The following is a 23,177-nucleotide window of genomic DNA, read 5'->3' on the forward strand; positions in this document are numbered from 1 at the left end:
CTCGGTTCTCATGCGGCTGGTGTGCAGCCGTCGTGCTTTCGCGCGGTCGTGTGCGTCCTCCCGGCGGCGGGCCGGGGCGCGGGGCCGGCAGCGCAGAGGCCGGCTGAGCGATTCTACGTCTCTTGTGTGTCGGGCGTGTTGCGGCGATGTCCCCGCAGGGCGGGCGATGTCCCCGCCGGACGACTGCGGAGGCGCATCCGTCGGGCCCGGCGCCCTCCGGGGGCGCTGGCGAGGTCACGGGCGGATAACATGAGTGGGTATGCCCGATGCCGGCCGGCGCGGGTCCGGTGGACGCCGGTACCGAACGAGGAGATGTCACGTGGCCAACCCCTTCGAGAAGCTGCTTCGCGCCGGAGAGGGACGCATCCGACGACGCCTCCAGCAGGTCGTCGTCGCGGTGGGTGCCCTCGAGGAGGACTACGCGCAGCTGACGGACGAGGAGCTCCGCGGCGAGACCGCCGAGCTGCGGGCGCGTCACGAGGCGGGGGAGTCGCTCGACCACCTCATGCCCGAGGCGTTCGCGGCCGTGCGCGAAGCCGCCAAGCGCACGCTCGGGATGCGCCCGTACGACGTGCAGATCATGGGTGGCGCCGCACTGCACCTCGGGAACATCGCCGAGATGAAGACCGGTGAGGGCAAGACCCTCGTCGCCACCCTGCCGGCGTACCTGAACGCGATCGCGGGCAAGGGCGTCCACGTCATCACGGTCAACGACTTCCTCGCGTCGTACCAGGCGGAGCTGATGGGCCGCGTGTACCGCGCCCTTGGCATGACGACCGGCGTCATCGTGTCGGGTCAGACCCCCGCCGTCCGCCGCGAGCAGTACGCCGCGGACATCACCTACGGCACGAACAACGAGTTCGGCTTCGACTACCTGCGCGACAACATGGCGTGGCGCAAGGAGGACCTCGTCCAGCGCGGCCACTTCTTCGCGATCGTCGACGAGGTCGACTCGATCCTGATCGACGAGGCCCGCACGCCGCTGATCATCTCGGGGCCGTCCTCGGGCGAGGCGAACCGCTGGTTCGTCGAGTTCGCGAAGATCGCGCGCACGCTCGAGCCCGGGATCGACTACGAGGTCGACGAGAAGAAGCGCACGGTTGGCGTGCTCGAGGCGGGCATCGAGAAGGTCGAGGACTACCTCGGCATCGACAACCTGTACGAGTCGGCGAACACCCCGCTGATCTCGTTCCTGAACAACTCCATCAAGGCGCTCGCGCTGTTCAAGCGCGACCAGGACTACGTCGTGATCAACGACGAGGTCATGATCGTCGACGAGCACACGGGCCGCATCCTCGCGGGACGCCGCTACAACGAGGGCATCCACCAGGCCATCGAGGCGAAGGAGGGCGTGCCGGTCAAGGCCGAGAACCAGACGCTCGCGACCGTCACGCTGCAGAACTACTTCCGCCTCTACGACAAGCTCTCCGGCATGACCGGTACGGCCGAGACCGAGGCCGGCGAATTCATGTCGACCTACCAGCTGGGCGTCGTGCCGATCCCGACGAACAAGCCGATGATCCGCCAGGATCAGCGCGACCTGGTCTACAAGAACGAGCAGGGCAAGTTCGCCCAGGTCGTCGAGGACATCGCGGAGCGCCACGAGAAGGGCCAGCCCGTGCTGGTGGGCACCGTGAGCGTCGAGAAGAGCGAGTACCTCTCGCGGCTGCTCGCCAAGAAGGGCATCAAGCACGAGGTGCTCAACGCCAAGAACCACGCGCGCGAGGCGGAGATCGTCGCGCGCGCGGGCCGTCTCGGATCCGTCACGGTCGCGACCAACATGGCCGGTCGAGGCACCGACATCATGCTCGGCGGCAACGCGGAGTTCCTCGCGGTGCAGGAGATGAAGGCCAAGGGCATGGACCCCGCCAGCACGGACCAGGAGGAGTACGACGCCGAGTGGTCCGTCGTGTTCGAGCGTGTGCGCGAAGAGGTCGCGAAGGAGGCGGAGAAGGTCATCGAGGTCGGCGGCCTCTACGTGCTCGGCACCGAGCGCCACGAGTCGCGGCGTATCGACAATCAGCTGCGCGGACGCGCCGGCCGCCAGGGCGACCCGGGCGAGAGCCGCTTCTACCTGTCGCTCGAGGACGAGCTCATGCGCCGCTTCCAGTCGGGCGCGGCCGACGCGCTCATGGCGCGCACCGACTTCCCCGACGACGTCGCGATCGAGTCGAAGCTCGTCTCCAAGCTCATCCAGAACGCGCAGGCGGCCATCGAGTCGCGCAACGCGGAGGCCCGCAAGAACGTCCTCAAGTACGACGACGTCCTCAACCGCCAGCGCGAGGCCATCTACTCCGACCGCCGCCTGATCCTCGAGGGCGACGACATCCGCGATCGCGTGCAGCACTTCCTCGAGGACGCCGTGACCGCGGTGATCGACGAGCACACCGCCGGCGGCCACAGCGAGAGCTGGGACTTCGACGCGCTGTGGACCGAGCTGAAGACGCTCTACCCCGTGGGCGTCACGATCGACGAGGTCGTCGCAGAGGCCGGCGGGCGCAAGGGCGGCATCACGGTCGAGGGGCTCAAGCGCGAGCTCGTCAGCGACGCGAAGATCGCGTACGCCAACCGCGAGGAGTCCCTCGGCGAGGCGGCCATGCGCGAGCTCGAGCGTCGCGTGGTGCTGCAGGTGCTGGATCGCCGCTGGCGGGACCACCTGTACGAGATGGACTACCTCAAGGACGGCATCGGCCTGCGGGCCATGGCCCAGCGCGACCCGCTGATCGAGTACCAGCGCGAGGGGTACGCGATGTTCCAGTCCATGATGGGCCAGATCAAGGAGGAGGCGGTCGGCTACCTCTTCAACCTCGAGGTGCAGGTCCGTCCGGTGGGCGAGGGCGATCAGGGGCAGCCGGAGGTCGAGGCCAAGGGCCTCACGCCCGACCGCGTCGACCAGCAGCTGGAGTACTCGGCCCCCAACGACGCGGGCGAGGTCGAGGTGCGCAACGACCGCGGCCAGGTGCAGAAGGCCGCGACGGACCGCGTGCGCCGCGCCGCCGCCCAGGCGACGCAGACCGCCGCCCCGCCGAGCGGCCCGCCCGCGCGTGGAGCGTTCGGTCAGCCCGTGGACGCACCGGCGCAGGCCGCGCCGATGAACCGGGAGCAGCGCCGGGCGCAGAAGAAGGGCAAGTAGGCCTCCGCCCGCGGCGGCACGCCTGGCCGGCTGTCCGGGATCGTCCGGAATCTCGCCGTCTGGCCGTTCCGCGCCGGGCTGGACCGGGACAATGGACGAGCGGGCCGACCGCGGATCCTCGTCGGGAGGGTGCGCCCTCCTGCCCCGGAGCGGAGCGCGCGGGCACGCGCCCAGGGGGGATGGACGCGAACCGCGGAGCCCCAGACCCCGGCTCCGGTCGCCTTCGGGGACCGCGGCCGGGGTCCTCGTTCGTCCCGTCTTCCCCCGTTTGCCGGTCGATAGAATCGGCGCGTCCAGAGGGCTGAGACAGAGCGAGGAGAGCGTTGACGTCCGTACCCGAACAGGCCTCGCTCACCCCGTCGCCGCTGGATGCGGTGGCGCTCGACCTCCAGCTCCTCCGCGTCGAGGCGGGGGCCGTCTCGTACGCGGAGCTCGCGGCGCGCATCGCAGCTCGCCGCGAGGCCGAGGGGACCAGCCCCGGCGCCGCGCGGGTCGCCCGTTCGACGGTGTTCGACGCCTTCCAGACGGGCCGCCAGCGCATCAACGCCGAGCTGGTCAGGGAGATCGTCCTCGCGCTGGGTGTCTCGCCGGAAGAGGCCGAGCAGTGGCGGCAGCGATGCCTCGACGCGCGGCGAGCGCCGATCGTCTCGGCTGCCCCGGGGGCCGGGCCGGTGGCGGAGCCCGCACGGCCGGCCCCGGGCGATCGGGAGACCGAGCCCTCGGGCCCGTCCACCGCCGATTCCGCTTCCCCGTCGGCTTTCGGCCCGAGCGAGCGAATGCTGCGGACGGCGCTGATCGTCTCCGTGATCGTCGGCTGCGTCGGGCTGAATCTGTTCGGCGGCACCGTCATCGTGCGGCTTCAGCTGCCGCTGTTCCTCGACATGGTGGGGACCGCGACCGCGGCATTCGCCCTCGGCCCGTGGTGGGGATCCGTCGTCGGACTCGCCACGAACCTCTTCGGGGCGATCACGTCGACGCCTGAGACGGTCGTGTTCGCGTTGGTGAACGTTGCCGGCGCCGTGGTGTGGGGGTACGGGATCCGTCGCTTCGCGCGGACGATCGCGAGCTTCCTCGTCCTGACGGTCGCCGTCGCGCTCGCGTGCTCGATCGTCGCCGTCCCGCTGAACGTGGTCCTCTATGGCGGGGCGTACCCCGGTCACGCCACCGAGGCTCTGCTCGCCGCCCTGAACGTGCATGGGTCGCCGGTGCTCGCAGCGTTCGTCGCCAACGCCGCGATCTCGTTCCTCGACAAGGTGACCGCGGGCTTCGCGGCGCTCGCGCTCGCGCGCCTCCTGACGCCCCTCCGGCTGCGCGGCGAGGTACCAGAGGAGATCCCCGCGTTGCTTCGCCCCCGCGACCCGGCCTGAGGCAGGCGCGCTGTCCGGGTTCGTCCGGAAGCGCCGCACCGCCGGGAGGGGACCCAGCAGTGCCCTTAGCGTCGGATCGATGCGCGGGCACGCGCGCGAAGAGCTATGGGAGTGAACATGACCGAGAAAGCCCCGACGACGAGCCGGCGATCCGGAGGGCGCTTCGCGCCACGCTGGCTGCATGTGCTGGCAGCCGCCGCGCTCGTCGCCACGACAATCGGCCTCGGCTCCGCGCCCGCGGCGGCCGAGGCCGAGGAGCCGAGCACCGCCGTCGGGGTGGCAGTCGTCGGGCTGGGAGGCCACAAGGTTCGCTCCGTCATCGCCACGGACGTCGAGACCACGGAGGAGACGTCGTTCTCTCTGATCGGGTACGGATGTGGCGAGGCGGCCTGGGGCCTCGACCTGGAGCCCGGCACCGCTGTGACGATCCGGGCCGAGTTCGACAACGGGCTCGTCCTGCACTACGACGGCGGCGGCGGCTCCACGGATGCGGCGCTGAGCCTCCCTGTGACCGTGGCGGGCGAGGTCGAGCACATCAGCTTCGACCCGGCTCCCGAGCTGCTCCTTCCCGCTCCGGTCGTGTCGGGCACGGCTTCCGTCGGGCAGACGCTCGTCGTCGCGGACGGCGCGTGGAAGACCGAGTGGGAGGCCATCCGCAGCTGGGGCGACGTCCCCGGTGCTCCCGTGTTGACGTATCAGTGGCTCCGCTCCGGGCAGCCGATCCCCGGCGCTACCGCATCGGCGTACACCGTGACGGCCGCGGACGGGGGCGAGCACGTCTCGGTGCGGGTGACGGGGCGCTTCTGGGACTGCCTCGACGTCGCCGTGGCATCCGCTGCAGCGCCAATTCCCGCTGCTCCCGGCCAGCCCCCGGCGACCGACGGTCAGCCCCCGGTGATCGGCGGCGACGACCTTCCCGCCACCGGCGGGGAGCCGGTCGCTCCGGCCGCGGACGACCTCGTCGACGTCAATCGCGGGGGAGTCGTCGTGCCCCGCGAGGTCACGGCGGGCGGATCGGTGTCCGTGTCGGTCGGTGCCGACCGTGCGGGAGAGACGGTGCACGGCTGGTTGTTCTCCACCCCGACCGCCCTGGGGTCCGCGGTCGTCGCCGCCGACGGCACGGTCGCCTTCGCGGTCCCGGACGGCGTCGCACCCGGCGCCCACCGGCTCGCGGTCACCGATGCGGCCGGTCAGCTCGTCGGATGGGGTGAGATCGTCGTCTTGGCGGCGGACGGTGCCGCACCGTCACGTCAGCTCGCCGCGACCGGGTCCGACGGGATCCTGCTTTCCTTGGGCGGCGGCATGATGCTCATCGCGGGCCTCGTGCTGTTCGCCGTGCCCCGGGTCCGCCGCGCGTCGCGCGCGTGACATACCCGGCTGCGCAGACCACCGGCCGCGCGCTCCTCCGGTCCAGAGGCGAGCGCGTGGACCGGTGGTCGCGGCATATCCTGGGACGATGAGCATCCCCGTCCCGCCCAGCCCCGTCGGCGCCGGTCGCCTGCGGCCGCTGGACCAGTCCTCCAAGCTGAAGCACGTCCTCTACGAGATCCGGGGCGCGGCCCTGGACGAGGCTGCGCGGCTCGAGGCAGCGGGGCACACGGTGCTCAAGCTCAACACCGGCAACCCGGCGGTGTTCGGGTTCGAGGCGCCGTACCAGATCGTGCGCGACATGATCGCGGCCGTGCCGACGGCCCACGGGTACAGCGAGAGCCGCGGCATCCTGTCGGCCCGCCGCGCCATCGTCAGCCGCTACGAGGACACCCCGGGCTTTCCGCTCGTCGATCCCGAGAACGTCTATCTGGGCAACGGCGTGTCCGAGCTGATCACGATGACGATGCAGGCCCTGCTCGACTCAGGGGACGAGGTCCTCATCCCCGCGCCGGACTACCCGCTGTGGACCGCCATGACGAGCCTGTCGGGCGGCACGCCCGTCCACTACGTGTGCGATGAGCAGAACGGCTGGCAGCCGGACCTCGAGGACATCCGCTCCAAGGTGACCGAGCGCACCAAGGCGATCGTCGTGATCAACCCCAACAACCCCACCGGGGCCGTGTACTCGCGGGAGGTGCTGGAGGGCATCGCCGACATCGCGCGCGAGCACTCGCTGCTGCTGCTGAGCGACGAGATCTACGATCGGATCCTCTACGACGACGCCGAACACATCCCGATGGCGTCGGTCGCCCCCGATCTGCTGTGCCTGACGTTCAACGGCCTGTCGAAGACGTACCGGGTCGCGGGCTACCGGTCGGGCTGGATGGTGATCACGGGTCCGCAGGATCATGCGAAGGGGTTCATCGAGGGGATCACGCTGCTCGCCTCGACGCGCCTGTGCCCGAACGTCCCCGCGCAGCACGCCGTGCTGGCCGCCTTGACGGGCGTGCAGTCGATCGACGCTCTCGTGGCGCCGTCCGGCCGCCTGCACGAGCAGCGCGACGTCGCGTGGGAGAAGCTCACGCAGATCCCGGGCGTCACGTGCGTACGGCCCGAAGGCGCCCTCTACGCGTTCCCGCGCCTCGATCCCGAGGTGCACGAGATCCGTGACGACGCCAGGCTCGTCTACGACCTGCTCGTGGCCGAGCGCATCCTGCTGGTGCAGGGCACCGGATTCAACTGGCCGACGCCGGATCACCTGCGCATCGTCACGCTTCCGGAGGCGCGCGTACTGGGCGAGGCGATCGAGCGGCTCGGGAACTTCCTGTCGTCGTACCGTCAGTAGCGCGGCGGCGGTCGGGCCGGAGACGGTCAGAGGATCGACAGGCTCGTCGCGCGCCAGCGGCGGTCGATGCCCTCGAGCCGCATCGCGACGGCGCGCGTGCGGTGCGGCGCATCCACGATGACGACGCCCTCGACGACGCCGTCGGCGGGGGAGGTGTGCCGGATCGACCGGATCGCGAAGACGGGGCGACGCGCGGGGACGCGGCGAGCGCTGCGCGCGCGCATCGCCATGCCGGCGCGCGCGAGCAGCGTCCGGTAGGGCTCGTCCGCCAGCCAGCGGGCGAGCTGCTCCGGCTCCCGGACGCCGGCGAGCACCTCCAGCGCCCCGCGCGTGAGCGCGGTCAGCAGCGGCTCCGGGTCCGGCAGCCGGCTGCTGGACGTCCGCTGCGGCGCGAAGTGCTCCTCGACCTCCGCCAGGCTGCGCAGTGGCGACCGCCTCTCGGCGCGGGCCGCTCGGGAAGACGGCGGTGTGGACATCGAGACCCCCCTCGGTGTGACGCGTGCCGACGCCCCGCCTCGAGGCGGAGGAGGGGTGCCGTAGCGCCGCCCAGTCCAGCACTGCCGGAACGCCGCGACCGAGGCGGCACGTATGCCCGTGGAAGCCCGCTGCGCACGTCGGCCGCCTCCCGTTGAGCCCGCGCCCGGGCTGTGGACACGCCGGATCAGGGCCCCCGCCGATGCCCTACGCTCGGCGCGTGCGATGGGAGCGCTTCTTCGAGGACCTGGAGGATCAGCTCGCCGCGGAATGGGAGGCGGAGCGCGCGGCGCTCGAATCCGAGGCGGAGCGCCTGCGCCTCGCCCGGGTGGAGCTGCGCGCCCGACTGGTCGCCCTTGCCCACGGCGCCGAAGCGCCCGTGACGCTCGAACTGAGCGACGGTGAGTGCGCCGAGGCCCGGGTGACCGCGGTCGGGGCCGACTGGCTCGCGGCTGCCGAGGCGGACGGGCGCCGCCTCCTGATCGTGCCGTTGCGTGCCATCGCGTGCGCGCATGCGGCCCATGGAGACCTGCTGCGCTCGGCCCGGCCGATCGAGGAGCGCGATCGTCTCGCCGAGCGGGTGACGCTCGCCCTCGCGCTGCGCGATCTCGCCCGGCGCAGGGTCGGGGTCGCCATCGGGACGGACGCCCGCATCCTGACCGGCACGATCGATCGCGTCGGCGCCGACCACCTGGATCTCGCCCTCCACGAGCCGGGTGCCCCGCGCCGCGCGGCGGAGGTGCGCGGCTACCGGATGCTGCCCCTCGCGGCGGTCGCCTGGGTCCGGATCGACGCTGCCGCGGGCGTCCCCGCCGTGTGAGCCCGCCCGCGCTCGGTCAGGGGCGCGTGCCCCACAGCTCGGGGAAGCTCGCCGCGTTCGACTGCCGCCACAGGGCCATGCGGCGCGCCTCCTCCACCTGGGCGTCCAGGTACTCCGCCACGCTCTCGCGCTCGATGCGCCATCGCGCGGGTGAGCCGACACGGGCCCCGCGCAGCCGCCCCTCCTGGACGAGCGCGATCACCTCGTCCACCTCGATGTCGAGCAGCTCCGCCACCTGTGCCGGAGGGACGAGACGACGCGCAGAGTCGACCATGCTCCCCATTATGAGCGCGTGCGGGCACCGGGATACCGGGAGCGATATACCTGTGGACAATCGCCGCACGCGGCACGTCGTGTTTGCCACCATGACGCCATGACCAGCACCACCGAGCGCCCTGTCGCGGCGGCCCCGCGCGGGAGCCGCCGCGCGCCCTGGGCCGACGCGCGCTTCCTCATCGGCCTCGTCCTGATCGTCGCATCGGTCGCCGGCGTCTGGCTCGTCGTCGGCGCGGCGCGGCAGACCACGCCCGTGCTCGCGGCGGCGTCGACCCTCGTACCGGGGCAGCACGTCACGGCCGAGGACGTCCGTGTCGTGGAGGTCGCGCTCGGCTCCGCGGAAGGTGCATACCTCGAGCCCCAGGCGCTCGCCGCCGGCCTCGTCGCGCTGCGCCCGGTCGGCGAGGGAGAACTGCTGCCCGCCGGCGCGGTCGGAGACGCCGCGCAGAGCACGCGCACCGCCGTCGTCGTCCGCAGTGCCGTCGACGTGCCGGCGAGCGTGGACCGCGGGGCGGTGGTCGAGCTGTGGGAGACCCCGCCCGGAGCGGAGCCCGGCGCCTACGAGACGCCGCGCGTGCTGGTCGGGGACGCCGTCGTGGCGCGCGTCTCGCGCGACGACGGCGTCATGGCCGCCGGCGGCACGTCGCTCGAGCTGGTGATCGAGCGGGCGCGCGTCGCCGATGTCCTCGCGGCGGTGGCCGCCGGCTCCGTGCTCTCGGCCGTTCCCACCGCGCCCGACGCGGGCGCGGGACTGCCGGGAGAGGTCGGACGCGCCGCCGCCGGGGATCCGGCCGAGGAAGCGGAGGAGTCACGGTGATCGCGCTCGTCGCCGCTGAGCGCCGCACGGCGGTTCGGCTGGCGGAGGAGCTGCGGGACGAGGGTGCCACGGTGCTCGACACGCTCGAACCCGGCGAGGTCGCGGTCGCCGCGGAGCGGCCGGACAGCGAGGTCGGGGCGCGGCTGGCGTCGTGCGACACGCTCGTGCTCGCCGGCGGTCGAGGCGTGCTGAGCGAGGCGCTCGTCACCGCCTGCGATCGCCTCGGCGTGCGGATCGTCGTGCTCGCGGACCATCCGTCGGACATCCGGGCGGCGCACGCCTTCGGGCTTGCCGATCCGCTTCCGGGCGACGCCGAGGGCCGGCGCGTCATGGCGGCGGCCTCCGCGCTGCCGCGCGTGGAGCCGCGCGCCGTGGCCGCGCGGCGGCCAGGCCGCATGATCGCCGTGTGGGGCCCCGCGGGGGCTCCGGGGCGGACGACCGTCGCGATCGAGCTCGCCGTGGAGCTGGCGCGTCGCGGGCAGCACGTCGCCCTCGTCGACGCCGACACCCACGCTCCCGCGATCGCGCCCGCCCTCGGGCTGGCGGACGAGGGGCCGGGCTTCGCGGCCGCGTGTCGGCAGGCCGAGTCGGGCCTGCTCGACGCCGCGGAGCTGCTGCGTGTCAGCGTGCCCCTGGGCGACCCGGACGGCCGCGTGGACGTGCTGACGGGGATCAACCGGACGGCTCGCTGGCCCGAGCTCTCCCATGCGCGCGTGGCGGCGGCAGTGGGCGTCCTGCGGCAGTGGGCCGACGCGGTCGTGGCGGACGTCGCCGCGCCGCTCGAGACGGACGAGGAGATCGTGAGCGACCTGGACGGGCCGCGGCGCAACGCCGCGGCGCTGGCCGTGCTCGCCGAGGCCGACCTGGTCGTGGCCGTGGCCTCCGGCGACCCCGTCGGCGTCGCCCGCTTCGTGCGGGGTCACGCGGAGCTGCGGCGCGCGATCGGCGCGACGCCGGTGCGCGTGGTCGTGAACCGCGTGCGGTCGGGCCCGCTGGGCGTCGATCCGCGTGGGCAGGTGCGCCGCGCGCTCGAGCGCTTCGCCGGCCTGACGGACGTCTCCTTCATCCCGTACGATCGCCGCGCGAGCGACGCCGCGCTGCTGGCCGCGCGTCCCGTGGGAGAGGTGGCGCCGCGCTCCGGGCTCGCGCAGGCGGTGCGGCGGCTCGCGGCGACGGTCGCGCCCGACGCTCGGCGGCAGCCGGCCTCGCGTCGGTCGGAGGGCGCGGTTCGCCGTCGGCGTTCGGCCTGACGCGTCGGATCCGCGTCGCGCATGCCCCGCCGTATCGCGCAGATCCGGCCCCGTGCTCCGGTGCGCCATAAGCTGGTCGCGTGTCGACCCTCAGTGAGCTCGTGTACGCCCAGGGCCGTTCCACCGAGGCGGACGTGGAATGGCTGCATCGCGTCGCGGGCGACGGTCAGCTGCTCGCAGACCTGTCCTTCGCGGACATCGTCATGTGGGTGCCGACCGCCGACGACTCGTTCATCGCCGTCACGCACACGCGCCCCGGCGGCGCCGCCACCCTCTTCTACCGGGACATCGTCGGGGAGCGCATCCGCCCGCAGTGGCAGGCCCAGGTGCGCGAGGCGTTCGCCTCCGAGCGGATCATCGACTCGTCGTCGCCCGAGTGGTTCGAGGAGACCCCGACGCGGGTGCGCGCGGTGCCGATCATGCGCAAGGCCGACGGGGCTCGGGAGATCCTCGGCGTGCTGACCCGGCACACGAACCTGGGCGACGTGCGGGCGCCCTCCCGGCAGCAGATCACCTTCAACGAGTGCGCCGACGACATCTTCCGCATGATCTCGACCGGTGACTTCCCCGACATGTCCGCGCCCACGGGTCCGCGCCGGGGCGCGCCCCGCGCCGCGGACGGTCTCATCCGCCTGGACGTGGACGGCGTCGTCACCTTCGCGAGCCCCAACGCCCTGTCCGCCTTCAACCGCATCGGCTTCGCGGACGAGCTCGAGGGCGAGACGCTCGCCGACGTCACGACCCGCATCCTGCCGGTCTCGCGCGAGACCGACGAGTCGCTCCCCGTCGTCGTCACCGGCCGCGCCCCGTGGCGTACCGACATCGAGGCGCGCGGCGTGACGGTCTCCCTGCGCGCGATCCCGTTGCGGGATCACGGGCACCGCACGGGTGCCATCGTGCTGTGCCGCGACGTCACGGAGCTGCGCCACCAGGAGCAGGAGCTCCTGACCAAGGACGCGACCATCCGCGAGATCCACCACCGCGTCAAGAACAACCTGCAGACGGTCGCATCGCTGCTGCGCATCCAGGCGCGTCGCACCAAGTCGGAGGAGGCGCGCGAGTCCCTGACCCAGGCGATGCAGCGCGTCGCGGCCATCGCGGTGGTCCACGACACCCTCTCGGAGGGCCTGTCGCAGAACGTCGACTTCGACCAGGTGTTCGACCGCGTGCTGCGCCTCGTCGCGGAGGTCGCCGCGGCACCCAACACGCTCGCCCACACGCACTCGATCGGGAAGTTCGGCGTGCTGCCGAGCGAGTACGCCACGCCGCTCGCCCTCGCGCTGACCGAGCTCGTGGCGAACGCCGTCGAGCACGGCCTGAAGGGTCAGGAGGGCCAGGTCGAGATCATCGCCGAGCGCGACGAGGAGAAGCTGCTCGTGCGCGTGCGCGACACCGGCAGCGGCCTGCCCGAGGGTCAGGTCGGGCGCGGCCTCGGCACGCAGATCGTGCGCACGCTCATCCAGGGCGAGCTCAGCGGATCGATCGAGTGGCGCACGCGCCGCGGGGACACGGCCGCGGCGGGCGAGGGGACGTCCGTGACGGGCACGGAGGTGGTCATCGACATCCCGCTGCGCTGGATCAAGCGCGACGCGTCCCGAACGGGCGCCGCGCAGAGGCGCTGAGGCAGCGCGTCACGAACGCGTTCGATGATGTGCGGGTGAACGCCCGATGACGAACAGGCGAGGCGCCTCGCCCTTTCGGGGAGGCGCCTCGTCTTCGTGACGTGCGGTCAGCCGGCGCGGCGGGCGCGCGCGGCGCGCCGCTTGAGGGCGCGGCGCTCGTCTTCGCTCAGTCCGCCCCACACGCCCGAGTCCTGACCGGACTCGAGGGCGTACTGCAGGCAGACCTCGGTGACCGTGCAGCGGGCGCAGACGGACTTGGCCTTCTCGATCTGGTCGACCGCCGGTCCGGTGTTGCCGACCGGGAAGAACAGTTCGGGGTCGACAGTGAGACAGGCCGCCTTGTCGCGCCAATCCATAGTGATGCTCCTCGCAGTGTGGTGGGTTCGAGCGAGCACGGGGCCCGGGTCGAGTGGGTCGTATCCATCGGGGGATCGGATACGCTGGTCATGATGCGAGCGGCGCTCGCGGCCCACCACGCTGTGGGAAACATGCCGTTAACAATTCTTGTACAGTCGGAACCGGTAAAGCAAGGGTTTTTTCCGGGCCGAGTGCGGATCGAGCGCCGCGGGTTCCCGGTGGATGGGAGAACGATGGCCGTCGACATGACGCGTCCGGCCGCCGTGCTCCTCGCGATCGAGGCGATCGGACTGCTCGCGCTCGCGGGCTGGGAGGTCGTCGCCCTCATCGGCGCGGACGCGTCGTCGACGACGAGCGGCGTCGCGCTCATCGTCCTGACGGTCATCGGCGCCGCCGCGGTCGCGGGCTTCGCGGTCGCGACCTGGCGGGGGCGGTCGTGGGGACGTTCGGGCGGCGTCGTGACGCAGCTGCTGATCCTCGCGGTCGCCGTGGGCGCGCTCACGGGGGAGTACCCGCAGCCGGCCGCGGCCCTCGGGCTGGCGGTTCCCGGCGTCCTCGGTCTGGTGCTGCTGTTCGGCGCTGCCCGGCGCGCCGCTCAGGCGGAGCCGCACGCCCCCGCGTCGGACGACTGACGTCCGCTCCTGCTGCCGCCGAGGCGGTTCAGGCGGGCTCGAGGACGATCATCGCGGGTGGTCTCGACCGCAGCTTCGCGAGGGCGTCGAGGTCGGTCTTCGGGCCCTCGTAATCGCGGAAGCCCGCCCAGAGGCGTTCGCGCTCGACGCCGAGGGCCTCTCGGGCGCGCATGCGTCGCCCGCCGTCCGGCAGCGCGACCTCCGCCTCCGGCGTGGCCTGGAGGTTCAGCCACCACGCCGGCTCGGCCTCGCCCCAGCCGTTCATCGCCATCACGATCAGGTCCGGCCCGTCCTCGTAGTACGCGAGGATCGCGGTCCGCCGGCGCCCGCTGCGGCGCCCGACGGTGTGCAGCGACAGCATCCCGTACTTGCCCGGCCGTGGGCGGGTGAGCCCGAAGCGTCCGCCCGTGACCCGGTAGAGGCCCCGGTGCACGACCCACGCCGTGCGGATGAACCACCGCGGCGGCACCTTCGCCGTGCTCGGAACGTCTGCCCTGCCCGGATCGTCGCTCGTCATGGGTTCTGCCTTCCCGCTGCCGCGGAGCTTAATACGACCAGGTGAACACCGGGGACTCCGCAGCCGGCGGGGCCCACCGCCGAGCGTCAGCTTCCCTGAGGGGCGCGCGGCGGGAGCGTGGACGGCTCTCCCGCGACGTGGCGTGCCAGGAGGGTCGCGCCCGCGACGGCCGCGGGCATCATCGCGATGGCGGCGAACGGGATGAGGAAGCACACGTGCACGGCGACGCCGAAGCCCAGCACGCGCGCGCGGTGTCCGCGCAGGAACCGAGCGCGCTCGGAGGCGGGCAGCCCCCGGGCCGTGAGGGCACGCGAGGCGAGCTCGTCCGCCAGCACGCGCCCGTTCAGCAGGGCGCCGAGCACGGCGGCGCATGCGCCGCCGATCACCGGCACGAGCCCGGTCAGGCCGGCGCAGAGCGCCGCGAAGGCGCCGCGGGCGACGAGCGAGGCGCTGTCGCCGACCGAGCGCCACAGTCCGTACGGCGCATCGGGCACCGAACCGCCCAGGTCCTGTTCGACCGATCGCCAGATGCGGTCGTAGAACGGCTCGCCCACGACGAGCGTGAGCGCCGTGAAGGTCACGATGGCGAGCACGACCGACCCGGCGAGGAGGGCGGCGCCGAGCACCAAGCGCAGCAGCGTGGACCACACCTCGTCCCAGGAGTCCGCGAACGGCGTGAGGAACGAGGTGATCGAGGGCAGGGCCAGGGCGAGCGCGACGATGGCGGCCGAGAGGACGAGGCCGACGATCGCGGCCGGGATGAGACCCGCCGCCATGAGGCGCGGCCGGTGGCGCCACCAGCGCACGCCGTCGATCAGCGTCGCCGCCCCGCGCCAGAACTCCCGCACGCGTCCAGGATAGGGCCCGGCACGATTTCCCCAGGCGGCGTTTCCTAGGCTGGTCGAACCCGACCGAGGAGAGCCGTGTTCCGAGCCGTGTTTCACCGCCCCGCGTCCCTGTTCCGTGTGTTCGCGATCGCCGAGGCGATCTCGTGGACCCTCCTGATCGGCGGCATGGTGCTGCGAGCGATCACGGGGGAGCGGCTCGGCGTCACGATCGGCGGGGCCATCCACGGTTTCGTGTTCCTGGCGTTCTGCGCCGTGGTGGTGATCGTCGCGAAGAACCAGCGCTGGCCCGCGGGCGTGTGGATCCTCGCGCTCGTCAGCGCGATCCTGCCCTATGCGACGATCCCCGCGGAGATCCGCCTGCACCGCACCGGGCGGCTCGCGGGGGAGTGGCGGGTCGAGCCGACGGACGACCCGCGCGACGCCGCGTGGCACGACCGGGCGCTGCGACTGCTGCTGCGCCGTCCCGTGCAGGCCGGCGCCACGGCGGCCGTCGCCGTGGTCGCGGTCTTCGCGGCCCTGCTCCTCATCGGCCCGCCCGGCGGCAGCCACTGACGCGTCACGCGAAACCGAACAGCGGCGGGAACGCGACGATCACCGCGGCTGCCCACACGACGTACACCGGCAGGTACCGCGTCTGCCAGCGCGCCAGCGCGTCGAACGGGCGACGCCCGCGCAGGAATCCCAGGGTGAGCCACGCCTGCCAGGCCAGATGGACCAGCAGTAGGAGATTCAGCCCGAGCGCCGCCGTCTTGTTCGCGCTGAACCCCCACTCCGCGGTCCGAGCGAGCATCGCGGCCAGCATGATCGCGTTCACCGCGATCGCCGCCACCAGCATCGCGAGCTGAAGCGCGTCGAAGAGCCCCGCACGATCCGTGCCGTCGCGCGCCGAGATGGCGTAGAGCGTGAGGCACAGCACGAGCACGAGGATCGCGTCCATCAGGATCAGCAGCTCCCGGTCGACGTGCACCAGCGAACCGGCCGTGGCCAGCACGGCCAGCAGCGCGACGAGCATCGCGAGCGTGACCGGGGTGAAGATGCGCGTGAGTACGGGGGCGATGTTCTCGATGACGTCCTGCTTCGCCTCCACGAGCCACGCCGCCACGAGCACGGCGCCCGGCACGCAGATCGGGAGCACCCACTCGGCCATCGCCTGCACCGCGAAGACGCCCACGAGCGCGAACACGCCGGAGGTGAGCGCGAGGAGCGTCGCTCCTCCCAGGGCGATGAGCACGTAGTAGATCGCGAACTCGCCCGTGAAGCGGACGAAGTCCATGCGCCGAGCGTCCGAGCGCCAGCGGCCGCCCGTGTATGCGACGCCGACGAGCGACCACAGCACGACCGGCGCGTGCAGGGCCGCGATGACCTCGGTGTCGCCGAAGGTCTCGAAGGGGTAGGCGTTGAGAGCCACGGCGAGCACGACGAAGCAGGTCAGCAGGATGCCGAGCGGCACGATGCCGAGGCGGCGCTTCCAGCCGAAGTACGCGATCAGGAAGGGAACGACGAAGAGCGTGGCGTTGCGAAGGAAGGCGCCGGGCTCGGAGGCGGGTGCGTCCCACGTCATGCCGAACAGCGTCAGCGCGAGCTTGACCGCCAGGCCCGCCCCGGCGCCCAGGGCGATCGCCACGAGAGGCTCCCGCCAGGCCGGCGCACCCGGTGCACCCTGCGAGGCGGAGGTGAGCACCAGCTGCTTCCAGAGCCGATCGGAATGCTCGCGCGCGTACTCGCGCGACAGGGAATCGAGCGCGCCGATCCGGCGGATCGCGACGAGGAAGGCCTCTTCGCCGTCCAGCCCGCCCCGGCCGAGGTCGTCGATCTGAGCCCGCAGGTGATCCTCGAGCTCGTCGACGTCGGCACCCGAGATCGGCCGTCGACGCAGCACGTAGCCGCGCCACGCGTCGATCTGCGCCTCCACGGCGTCGTCCCCGCCGCCGCGCTCACCGTGCGCCGAGGCGGTCATGCCCAGGCCCCCGCGGGCGCGGGGCCGGGCCCCGACTGCCACACGCGCTGCAGGGCGTCCACCACGACGCCCCACTGCGCGCGTCGCTCGGCGAGCGCCGCACGGCCGGCCGGCGTGAGCGAGTAGTGCTTGCGCCGGCGTCCGGTCTCGGCGACCTCCCATGACGACGACACGTGGCCGAGGCGCTCGAGCCGGTGCAGAAGCGGGTACAGCATGCCGTCGTTCCAGTTCATCCGTCCGCCCGAGAGCTCCGCGACGCGTTTCAGGATGGCGTAGCCGTACAGGTCCCCTTCCGCCAGGATGCCGAGCACCAGCGGCGTGGCGGACGCCGCCACGAGATCCTTGTCGATGTGCATGTCCGCTCCGATCGATACCTAGAGCTACAAGGTAACGGATACCTCGAGCTGCAAGGTAGAGAGAACGGTGGGAATACTCGATCGCGGAGCGCGTTGAAGTTGATACTGTCGCACTCAAGTTCGTAGACTTGACACGACGTCACGCAACTTCGAAGAGGAGATTGGGCATGCCCGACAACGTCTTCCCGCACGACGGACCCAGCGCGTTCGACGAGTTCCTCGCGCGCTACCTCCAGGGCGAGCGCGCACGCGCCGCCCGCTCCGTCGACCTCGGACGGTACCTGAGCGCGCGCACGCAGGAGATCCTGCAGCGCGCCGGCCGCTACGCGCTCGGCCGCGGGCAGCTCGAGCTCGACGCCCTGCACGTCCTGCGCGTCCTGACGGACGACGCCACCGTCGCCGAGGCGATCGCACGCGTGGGCGCGGACGCCGCCGCGGTCGCGCACGCCGCCGAGCAGCGGCTGCCCCAGCCGGCCGCGGCCGCCGACGCCGACGGTGCGGTCGTGGCGCCGTCTGTGCAGCGCGCGCTCTTCCACGCCTTCCAGGTCGCCCGCTCGTCGGGTTCGACCTACATCGACCCGGAGCACCTGTTCTTCGCGCTCGTGCTCACGCAGGACGCGCCCGCCGGCCAGGTGCTGTCCTCCGCGGGCGTCACGGCGGAGGCGCTCACGCAGGGCGTGCGCGAGACCGTCGCTGCGAGCACCCCCGACGCCTCCGACCCTGCGGGGGCGGCCGCGCCGCAGGCGCGCGGCATGCTCGACACCTACGGCACGGACCTGACGCAGCGTGCGCGGGAGGGCCTGCTCGACCCGGTCATCGGACGCGCCGACGAGATCGAGCAGACCATCGAGATCCTGTCGCGGCGCACCAAGAACAATCCCGTGCTGGTCGGCGAGGCCGGCGTCGGCAAGACGGCCGTCGTCGAGGGGCTCGCCCGCGCGATCGTGGCCGGCGAGGTGCCTGAGCAGCTGCGGGACAAGCGCGTGGTCGCGCTCGACCTCGCGGCCATGCTCGCGGGCACCCGCTACCGCGGGGACTTCGAGGAGCGCCTCACCAAGACGATGGACGAGGTGGCCGCGCAGCAGGGCGAGCTCATCCTGTTCATCGACGAGATCCACACCGTCGTCGGTGCCGGAGGCGGCGGCGAGGGCGCCATGGACGCAGGCAACATCCTCAAGCCGCGGCTCGCGCGCGGTGAGCTGCACCTGGTCGGCGCCACGACGCTCAAGGAGTACCGCACGATCGAGAAGGATGCGGCCCTCGAGCGGCGCTTCCAGCCGGTGCGGGTGGGCGAGCCGTCCCTCGAGGACTCGGTCGAGATCCTGCGCGGACTCCGACCGGCCTACGAGCAGCACCACCGCGTCACGTACACGGACGACGCGTTGCGCGCGGCGGTCGAGCTGAGCGATCGCTACCTGACCGAGCGCGTGCTCCCCGACAAGGCGATCGACCTGATCGACCAGGCCGGCGCGCGGCTGCGGCTGCGCCTGGGCGCGCCCGTGGACGTCAGCGCGCTCATGGAGCGCCTCGCGACCCTCGAGGCGGACAAGAACGCCGCGGTCGCGGCCGAGCACTACGAGGAGGCGTCGCGCCTGCGCGACGAGCTCATCGAGGTGCAGCGCCGGCTCGACGAGGCGACCGCGTCCGGTGCGGGCGACCGACGCGCCGTGGTCGACGAGCCCGAGATCGCGGCGGTCGTGAGCCGCGCCACGGGCATCCCCGTCGCTCGCCTCACCGAGTCGGAGCGCGAGCGTCTCGCCGCGCTGGAGGACGAGCTGCACCGGCGCGTCATCGGGCAGGACGACGCCGTGGCTGCGGTCGCCAAGGCCGTGCGCCGCAGCCGGACGGGCATGGGCGACGCGCGCCGCCCCGTCGGCTCGTTCCTGTTCCTCGGCCCGACGGGCGTCGGCAAGACCGAGCTGGCCAAGGCGCTCGCGGCGAGCCTGTTCGACGACGAGGGCGCGATCGTGCGCTTCGACATGAGCGAGTTCGGCGAGCGGCACACCGTGGCCCGGCTCGTCGGCGCCCCTCCCGGTTACGTCGGTTACGACGAGGCCGGCCAGCTCACCGAGCGCGTGCGCCGCAACCCGTACTCGATCGTGCTGTTCGACGAGATCGAGAAGGCGCACCCCGACGTGTTCAACCTGTTGCTGCAGGTGCTGGACGACGGCCGCCTGACCGACGGTCAGGGTCGCACGGTGGACTTCCGCAACACGGTGGTGGTGATGACGTCGAACCTCGGATCCGAGTTCCTCGCCTCGCGCGCCGGCGCGATCGGGTTCACGAGCGGCGGCCGGGAGTTCGACGACGACGAGCTGCGGACCCGGGTCATGGGGCGCCTGCGCGAGTCCATGCGGCCGGAGTTCCTGAACCGCATCGACGAGATCGTGCTGTTCCGCCGGCTGGACCGTGAGCAGCTGCGACGCATCGTGGACCTGATGCTCGGAGCCACGCGCGATCGGCTCGCGGCTCGCGACGTCCGGTTCGAGGCCACGCCCGCGGCGATGGAGTGGCTGGCCGAGCGCGGCTACGAGCCCGAGTACGGCGCGCGTCCGCTGCGCCGCCTGATCCAGCGCGAGGTCGACGACCGCATCGCCGACCTGTTCGTGTCGGGCGCGCTCGCGGACGGCGGCAGCGTCGTGCTCGACGCGAGGGACGGCGAGCTCACCGTCAGCGCGGGGGAGCGGATGCCCATCGCGGCGTGATCGCGGCGTGATCGCGGTGCTCGCAAGGTCCCGGGGAGGAAATCTCCCCGGGACCTTCGCCATGTCGGATACCCGTGCCAGCCTGTGGGCATGGACCAGCGCATCAGTTTCATCACGCTCGTGGTCGCCGACGTCGCGGCCGCGCGACGCTTCTACGTGGACGGGCTCGGCTGGCGGGAGGAACTGTACGTCGAGGGGGATGTGCTCATGCTGCGGGTGGCCGACCGGGTCGTGCTGTCGCTGTGGAGCAGGGAGCACGCCGAGGTGGAGATCGGCCCGGTGACGACCGGCGGGACGCCGCCTGTCACGCTCGCCCACAACGTGCCGGCGCCGGCCGACGTCGACGCGGTGCTGGAGGAGGCGCGCGCGGCCGGCGCGAAGGTGCCCGCGGCCGCGCGGCAGCGTGACTGGGGCGGCTACACGGGCTACTTTGTGGACCCCGACGGCTTCCGCTGGGAGGTGGCGTACAACCCCAGTCCGCTCGGAGAGTCCGTCCTGCCCTGACCGTCGTGCGTGGAGCGTCGTCGCGCGCGTCAGCCGTGCGGCCAGTCGCGCAGGGCATCGTCGATCGCCGCGCGCACGTCGGCGCGGACGTCCTCGACGATCTCGACCACCGGGACCCGCGGGGCCGAGGCCGAGCGCGCGGCGGGCAGGCGCCACGTCGCCACGACGACGCCGTCCACGAGTACGGCGGGCCGGAACACGCCGTTGCCCCCGGGGACGAGCGCGCGCAGCACCGCGGGGGTGGCGACGAGGGAGCGGTCGGCGTACCCGAGGATCCACTCGTCGAATCCGGGGACGAGCGTGACGCCGGACGGTTCGGGGGCGGTCGGCTCGCCGATCGTCCACGCAGGAGTGCCGGACGCGGAGACCTCGACGAGGTCTTCGATCCGGGCGGCGGCGCGTCGCACGGCGGTCTTGGGGAGCTTGAGCCACCAGGCGGCGTCGTCCGGGGTGACCGGGCCGCGCGCGAGGATGTAGCCGCGCAGCACGGGCGACAGATCGTCCGATTCTGCGTGCTCCGCCGCCTGCGTCAGCGTGAGCAGTTGCTCGGTTCCGGCGAACGGCCCCCAGTGCATGAGCCCGCCGACAGCCAGGTGGAACAGCAGGTGGTACCCGCGACCTTCCGCGGTCGGGATGCCCGCCGCCTCCCACAGCGCCAGGGCCTCGGCGCGGGTGCGGGGCCGGTCCTGGAGCGCCGCGAGGAGCTCGCCGCGGGCGCGGTCGATCACGGCGTCGTCGAGCCCGAGCTCGGCGCGCCGCCGCGCCGCCCCGCGGTGCGTCCGCTCGGCCGTGTGGTGCCGCAGGGCCGCCAGTCCGGCCGGCGTCGTGGCGAACAGCGTGCCGCGCATCGGCCACGACCGCACGAGCTCGCCCCTGTCGAATGCCGCCCGGACGTCCTCCAGGGTCGTGCCCGGCCGGGAGCGCACGGCGATCGCCCGCAGGACGGCGGGCAGATCCTGCCCCTGCAGCGCGACCGCGCGCGTGACGACCTCCGTGGGGGAGAGGTCGGAGCCGCCGAGCAGCTGCGCCGCGTGCCGCACCCGGCGCGCCTCGGCAGCACTGAGCTCGATCACGGCTCCACCCTAGGCGTGCCGCCGGGCGGCCCGCCATGCCGTGCTCTCGGTCTTCGGGTGAGGGCGTTGGGTGCGGGTCGGTAGGTGCCGCGTCTGTCGATCCAGGGCGGGGCTTTGATGACCGGGGTGCCGTTTCGCATGCGGATGTCCCATCCGGAGCGGTCGAGGTTGTGGTGATGCCACCAGCAGAGCAGGACTCCGTTGTCGGTGTGGGTGGGCCCGCCGTTCGCGTGTTCGTCGACGTGGTGGATCTCGCACCACGCGGCAGGGATGGTGCACCCGGGGATGACGCACCCGCCGTCGCGGGCGGTGATCGCCCGGCGCTGGTGGGCGTTGAACACCCGCTCCGGGGTGCCGAGGCGGATGATCCTGCCGGTGCGGTCGTGGATGACTTTCTGCACGGCCCCGGTGCACGCGATCCGGTGCGCGACGGACACCGGGACGCGGGTGTCGTCGATCGTCGCCGCGGCGGTGGGGTCGTGGAGGTCTTCCTCGGCGACCGTGACGACGAGGGTGGGGGCAGCACCACCCAGTGTCGGGGTCGTGGCGGCTTTCGCCGCGGACTGGATGATCACGGCGAGCACGTCGTGCCGTTTCTGTGTGTTGGTGCGGGGGTCGTGCACGGCCTCGTCCGGCGACCAGGCTTCGGTTTCGTCCCGGTCTTCGGGGTCGGTGGGGTGGAAGCGGACGGCGGGGTTCAGGTGCGCGTCCAGCAGCCGCTGCAGCCCCGCGGCGACCTCCGGGAGCAGCGCGCCCCGTAGTGGGACGACTCCGTCCCGGGGCGTGCCGAGGGTGAGGCCTCGGTTGCGGGCGGCGCGTTCCGCGTCGGGTCCGGGGCCGTCCTGGTCCAGGTACGCCGCCCAAGTACGTGCATGCACCTCGACTTCCGCGAACGTCGGCGGAATCATGCCCGCCTGTTCTTCCAGCGCACCGGTGGCGTACGCCACCGTCGTGGCCTCCGCCGCATCGAACTCGACCGGGTCAGCACGATCCTCCACCTTGCTCAGCACGGTCGTGATCTCGTGCGCCGCATCCAGACCGAGCTTTCCGTCGTGGAGAGCGTCACCGACGTGGGGGAACCGCGCCGGGAGTTCCTCCCCGGTCAACGACACCCGGGGCCGGGTCCGCTTGTCCAACCGGATACGCGCGTTGATCGTCTTCGCCGACACCCGGGTCGTGCGCTCCAGCAGCTCCACCCCATTGCGGCACCCGAACTTCGCCGAGAGGCGGTCCTCGGAGTCGCGGGCAGACCGGGCATCCACTTCCCCCGCCACACGGACTCGGGCGGCGTCGACCATCCGCCCCAACGCCTCCACCGTGCCCACCGCGGCGACCAGATCGGCGTCCGCCAGGGCCCCGGCCTGCTGAACCAGGGCACGCAACGCATCGACCGAAGCGAGGACATCCCGCCCCTCGTCACCGGTCGCGTACCGCTGTTCCATACCCCCAACGGTAGGCCGGGCCACCGACATTCGAGGCCCCGGGAAACCGCCGATCCATACCCGAAAACCACACCCGTGGACAACCCGCCCCGGGACGTGTGTTGGGGACGAGGAGTGCGGGGCCCCACCGGATACGCCCAGCCCCCGGCGCAAGCTCGGGGCCGCGTTTCGACTCGCCTCCGGCTCGCTCAACGAGCAGACAAAGCCCCGCCCCACCCGCGCCTGCCCACCTCGGTTTCGACTCCGCCGCTACGCGGCTCCGCTCAACCCGTTTCGACTCCGCGGCTCCGCCGCTCCGCTCAACGACCGGG

The 23,177-nt window shown here is 72.6% G+C and carries 21 protein-coding genes; 12 read left to right on the plus strand and 9 right to left on the minus strand.

Annotation, left to right across the window (positions count from 1 at the left end; translation table 11 throughout):
- The first annotated feature begins 319 nt into the window (after positions 1 to 319).
- From secA to IEX37_RS03970, 4 genes are all read left to right on the plus strand, one after another.
- Positions 320 to 3,133: a preprotein translocase subunit SecA gene (gene secA, locus IEX37_RS03955; protein ID WP_188754943.1), complete on the plus strand. Its 2,814-nt coding sequence runs from the start codon at positions 320 to 322 to the stop codon at positions 3,131 to 3,133.
- A 323-nt stretch (positions 3,134 to 3,456) separates the two neighbouring features.
- On the plus strand, positions 3,457 to 4,500 hold the full coding sequence (locus tag IEX37_RS03960; RefSeq protein WP_188754944.1) for an ECF transporter S component: 1,044 nt from the start codon (positions 3,457 to 3,459) through the stop codon (positions 4,498 to 4,500).
- A gap of 117 nt (positions 4,501 to 4,617) precedes the next feature.
- On the plus strand, positions 4,618 to 5,868 hold the full coding sequence (locus IEX37_RS03965) for a hypothetical protein (protein ID WP_188754945.1): 1,251 nt from the start codon (positions 4,618 to 4,620) through the stop codon (positions 5,866 to 5,868).
- Positions 5,869 to 5,956: 88 nt separating this feature from the next.
- Positions 5,957 to 7,216 carry a pyridoxal phosphate-dependent aminotransferase gene (locus IEX37_RS03970; RefSeq protein WP_308421662.1) on the plus strand — a complete coding sequence of 420 codons (1,260 nt, stop codon included), beginning with the start codon at positions 5,957 to 5,959 and terminating at the stop codon, positions 7,214 to 7,216.
- Between the two features lie 26 nt (positions 7,217 to 7,242).
- On the opposite strand, the gene IEX37_RS03975 is transcribed toward IEX37_RS03970, so the two are convergent.
- Positions 7,243 to 7,692: an Rv3235 family protein gene (locus IEX37_RS03975; RefSeq protein ID WP_229663050.1), complete on the minus strand. Its 450-nt coding sequence runs from the start codon at positions 7,690 to 7,692 to the stop codon at positions 7,243 to 7,245.
- A 218-nt stretch (positions 7,693 to 7,910) separates the two neighbouring features.
- Here IEX37_RS03975 and IEX37_RS03980 point away from each other — a divergent pair, with 218 nt between their 5' ends.
- On the plus strand, positions 7,911 to 8,510 hold the full coding sequence (locus IEX37_RS03980; RefSeq protein WP_188754946.1) for a hypothetical protein: 600 nt from the start codon (positions 7,911 to 7,913) through the stop codon (positions 8,508 to 8,510).
- A 16-nt stretch (positions 8,511 to 8,526) separates the two neighbouring features.
- Here the strand turns inward: IEX37_RS03980 and IEX37_RS03985 are convergent, their stop codons facing one another.
- Positions 8,527 to 8,784 (minus strand): helix-turn-helix domain-containing protein, encoded by a 258-nt coding sequence (locus IEX37_RS03985; protein ID WP_188754947.1) that lies wholly within the window; start codon positions 8,782 to 8,784, stop codon positions 8,527 to 8,529.
- A gap of 99 nt (positions 8,785 to 8,883) precedes the next feature.
- Between IEX37_RS03985 and IEX37_RS03990 the strand changes: the two genes are divergently transcribed.
- The 3 genes from IEX37_RS03990 to IEX37_RS04000 all read left to right on the plus strand — a co-directional run bounded on the left by IEX37_RS03990 (position 8,884) and on the right by IEX37_RS04000 (position 12,475).
- Positions 8,884 to 9,603, plus strand: a complete 720-nt coding sequence (locus tag IEX37_RS03990) for a CpaB family protein (RefSeq protein WP_229663051.1) — start codon at positions 8,884 to 8,886, stop codon at positions 9,601 to 9,603.
- A complete protein-coding gene (locus IEX37_RS03995; RefSeq protein ID WP_188754948.1) occupies positions 9,600 to 10,853 on the plus strand; it encodes a CpaE/TadZ family protein in 1,254 nt (417 codons plus the stop codon). The genes IEX37_RS03990 and IEX37_RS03995 overlap by 4 nt, the downstream gene beginning before the upstream one ends.
- Before the next feature lie 80 nt (positions 10,854 to 10,933).
- On the plus strand, positions 10,934 to 12,475 hold the full coding sequence (locus IEX37_RS04000) for a sensor histidine kinase (protein WP_188754949.1): 1,542 nt from the start codon (positions 10,934 to 10,936) through the stop codon (positions 12,473 to 12,475).
- Positions 12,476 to 12,582: 107 nt separating this feature from the next.
- Here the strand turns inward: IEX37_RS04000 and IEX37_RS04005 are convergent, their stop codons facing one another.
- On the minus strand, positions 12,583 to 12,831 hold the full coding sequence (locus IEX37_RS04005) for a WhiB family transcriptional regulator (protein WP_188754950.1): 249 nt from the start codon (positions 12,829 to 12,831) through the stop codon (positions 12,583 to 12,585).
- 234 nt (positions 12,832 to 13,065) lie between these two features.
- On the opposite strand from IEX37_RS04005, the gene IEX37_RS04010 reads away from it, so the two are divergent.
- Positions 13,066 to 13,464 (plus strand): histidine kinase, encoded by a 399-nt coding sequence (locus IEX37_RS04010; protein ID WP_188754951.1) that lies wholly within the window; start codon positions 13,066 to 13,068, stop codon positions 13,462 to 13,464.
- Positions 13,465 to 13,492: 28 nt separating this feature from the next.
- Here IEX37_RS04010 and IEX37_RS04015 read toward each other — a convergent pair whose 3' ends face one another.
- On the minus strand, positions 13,493 to 13,981 hold the full coding sequence (locus IEX37_RS04015) for a nitroreductase/quinone reductase family protein (RefSeq protein WP_188754952.1): 489 nt from the start codon (positions 13,979 to 13,981) through the stop codon (positions 13,493 to 13,495).
- A gap of 86 nt (positions 13,982 to 14,067) precedes the next feature.
- Complete coding sequence (locus IEX37_RS04020; RefSeq protein WP_229663052.1) at positions 14,068 to 14,829, minus strand: EI24 domain-containing protein; 762 nt, start codon at positions 14,827 to 14,829, stop codon at positions 14,068 to 14,070.
- Positions 14,830 to 14,916: 87 nt separating this feature from the next.
- Here IEX37_RS04020 and IEX37_RS04025 point away from each other — a divergent pair, with 87 nt between their 5' ends.
- Complete coding sequence (locus IEX37_RS04025; RefSeq protein WP_188755107.1) at positions 14,917 to 15,381, plus strand: DUF3817 domain-containing protein; 465 nt, start codon at positions 14,917 to 14,919, stop codon at positions 15,379 to 15,381.
- A gap of 4 nt (positions 15,382 to 15,385) precedes the next feature.
- On the opposite strand, the gene IEX37_RS04030 is transcribed toward IEX37_RS04025, so the two are convergent.
- The gene (locus tag IEX37_RS04030; protein ID WP_188754953.1) at positions 15,386 to 16,786 is read right to left on the minus strand and encodes a permease prefix domain 1-containing protein; all 1,401 of its coding nucleotides are present in this window, start codon (positions 16,784 to 16,786) and stop codon (positions 15,386 to 15,388) included.
- The gene (locus IEX37_RS04035) at positions 16,783 to 17,142 is read right to left on the minus strand and encodes a PadR family transcriptional regulator (protein ID WP_188754954.1); all 360 of its coding nucleotides are present in this window, start codon (positions 17,140 to 17,142) and stop codon (positions 16,783 to 16,785) included. The genes IEX37_RS04030 and IEX37_RS04035 overlap by 4 nt, the downstream gene beginning before the upstream one ends.
- 167 nt (positions 17,143 to 17,309) lie before the next feature.
- On the opposite strand from IEX37_RS04035, the gene IEX37_RS04040 reads away from it, so the two are divergent.
- Entirely contained in the window at positions 17,310 to 19,847 is a 2,538-nt protein-coding gene (locus IEX37_RS04040) for an ATP-dependent Clp protease ATP-binding subunit (RefSeq protein WP_188754955.1), read from the plus strand.
- Positions 19,848 to 19,937: 90 nt separating this feature from the next.
- On the plus strand, positions 19,938 to 20,351 hold the full coding sequence (locus tag IEX37_RS04045; protein ID WP_188754956.1) for a VOC family protein: 414 nt from the start codon (positions 19,938 to 19,940) through the stop codon (positions 20,349 to 20,351).
- A 29-nt stretch (positions 20,352 to 20,380) separates the two neighbouring features.
- On the opposite strand, the gene IEX37_RS04050 is transcribed toward IEX37_RS04045, so the two are convergent.
- Both IEX37_RS04050 and IEX37_RS04055 read right to left on the minus strand, forming a co-directional pair.
- Positions 20,381 to 21,424 (minus strand): winged helix DNA-binding domain-containing protein, encoded by a 1,044-nt coding sequence (locus IEX37_RS04050; RefSeq protein WP_188754957.1) that lies wholly within the window; start codon positions 21,422 to 21,424, stop codon positions 20,381 to 20,383.
- Positions 21,421 to 22,866: an HNH endonuclease signature motif containing protein gene (locus tag IEX37_RS04055; protein ID WP_188754958.1), complete on the minus strand. Its 1,446-nt coding sequence runs from the start codon at positions 22,864 to 22,866 to the stop codon at positions 21,421 to 21,423. The genes IEX37_RS04050 and IEX37_RS04055 overlap by 4 nt, the downstream gene beginning before the upstream one ends.
- Between the last annotated feature and the right edge of the window lie 311 nt (positions 22,867 to 23,177).

The organism is Microbacterium album (assembly GCF_014643695.1).
Classification (GTDB): domain Bacteria; phylum Actinomycetota; class Actinomycetes; order Actinomycetales; family Microbacteriaceae; genus Microbacterium; species Microbacterium album.

Coding starts and splice junctions, on each gene's coding strand:
- IEX37_RS03965 (WP_188754945.1), top strand. CDS start 4,618: ATGACCGAGAAAGCCCCGACGACGAGCCGGCGATCCGGAGGGCGCTTC.
- IEX37_RS03970 (WP_308421662.1), top strand. CDS start 5,957: ATGAGCATCCCCGTCCCGCCCAGCCCCGTCGGCGCCGGTCGCCTGCGG.
- IEX37_RS03975 (WP_229663050.1), bottom strand. CDS start 7,692: ATGTCCACACCGCCGTCTTCCCGAGCGGCCCGCGCCGAGAGGCGGTCG.
- IEX37_RS03985 (WP_188754947.1), bottom strand. CDS start 8,784: ATGGTCGACTCTGCGCGTCGTCTCGTCCCTCCGGCACAGGTGGCGGAG.
- IEX37_RS03990 (WP_229663051.1), top strand. CDS start 8,884: ATGACCAGCACCACCGAGCGCCCTGTCGCGGCGGCCCCGCGCGGGAGC.
- IEX37_RS04005 (WP_188754950.1), bottom strand. CDS start 12,831: ATGGATTGGCGCGACAAGGCGGCCTGTCTCACTGTCGACCCCGAACTG.
- IEX37_RS04010 (WP_188754951.1), top strand. CDS start 13,066: ATGGCCGTCGACATGACGCGTCCGGCCGCCGTGCTCCTCGCGATCGAG.
- IEX37_RS04015 (WP_188754952.1), bottom strand. CDS start 13,981: ATGACGAGCGACGATCCGGGCAGGGCAGACGTTCCGAGCACGGCGAAG.
- IEX37_RS04030 (WP_188754953.1), bottom strand. CDS start 16,786: ATGACCGCCTCGGCGCACGGTGAGCGCGGCGGCGGGGACGACGCCGTG.
- IEX37_RS04035 (WP_188754954.1), bottom strand. CDS start 17,142: ATGCACATCGACAAGGATCTCGTGGCGGCGTCCGCCACGCCGCTGGTG.
- IEX37_RS04040 (WP_188754955.1), top strand. CDS start 17,310: ATGCCCGACAACGTCTTCCCGCACGACGGACCCAGCGCGTTCGACGAG.
- IEX37_RS04045 (WP_188754956.1), top strand. CDS start 19,938: ATGGACCAGCGCATCAGTTTCATCACGCTCGTGGTCGCCGACGTCGCG.
- IEX37_RS04055 (WP_188754958.1), bottom strand. CDS start 22,866: ATGGAACAGCGGTACGCGACCGGTGACGAGGGGCGGGATGTCCTCGCT.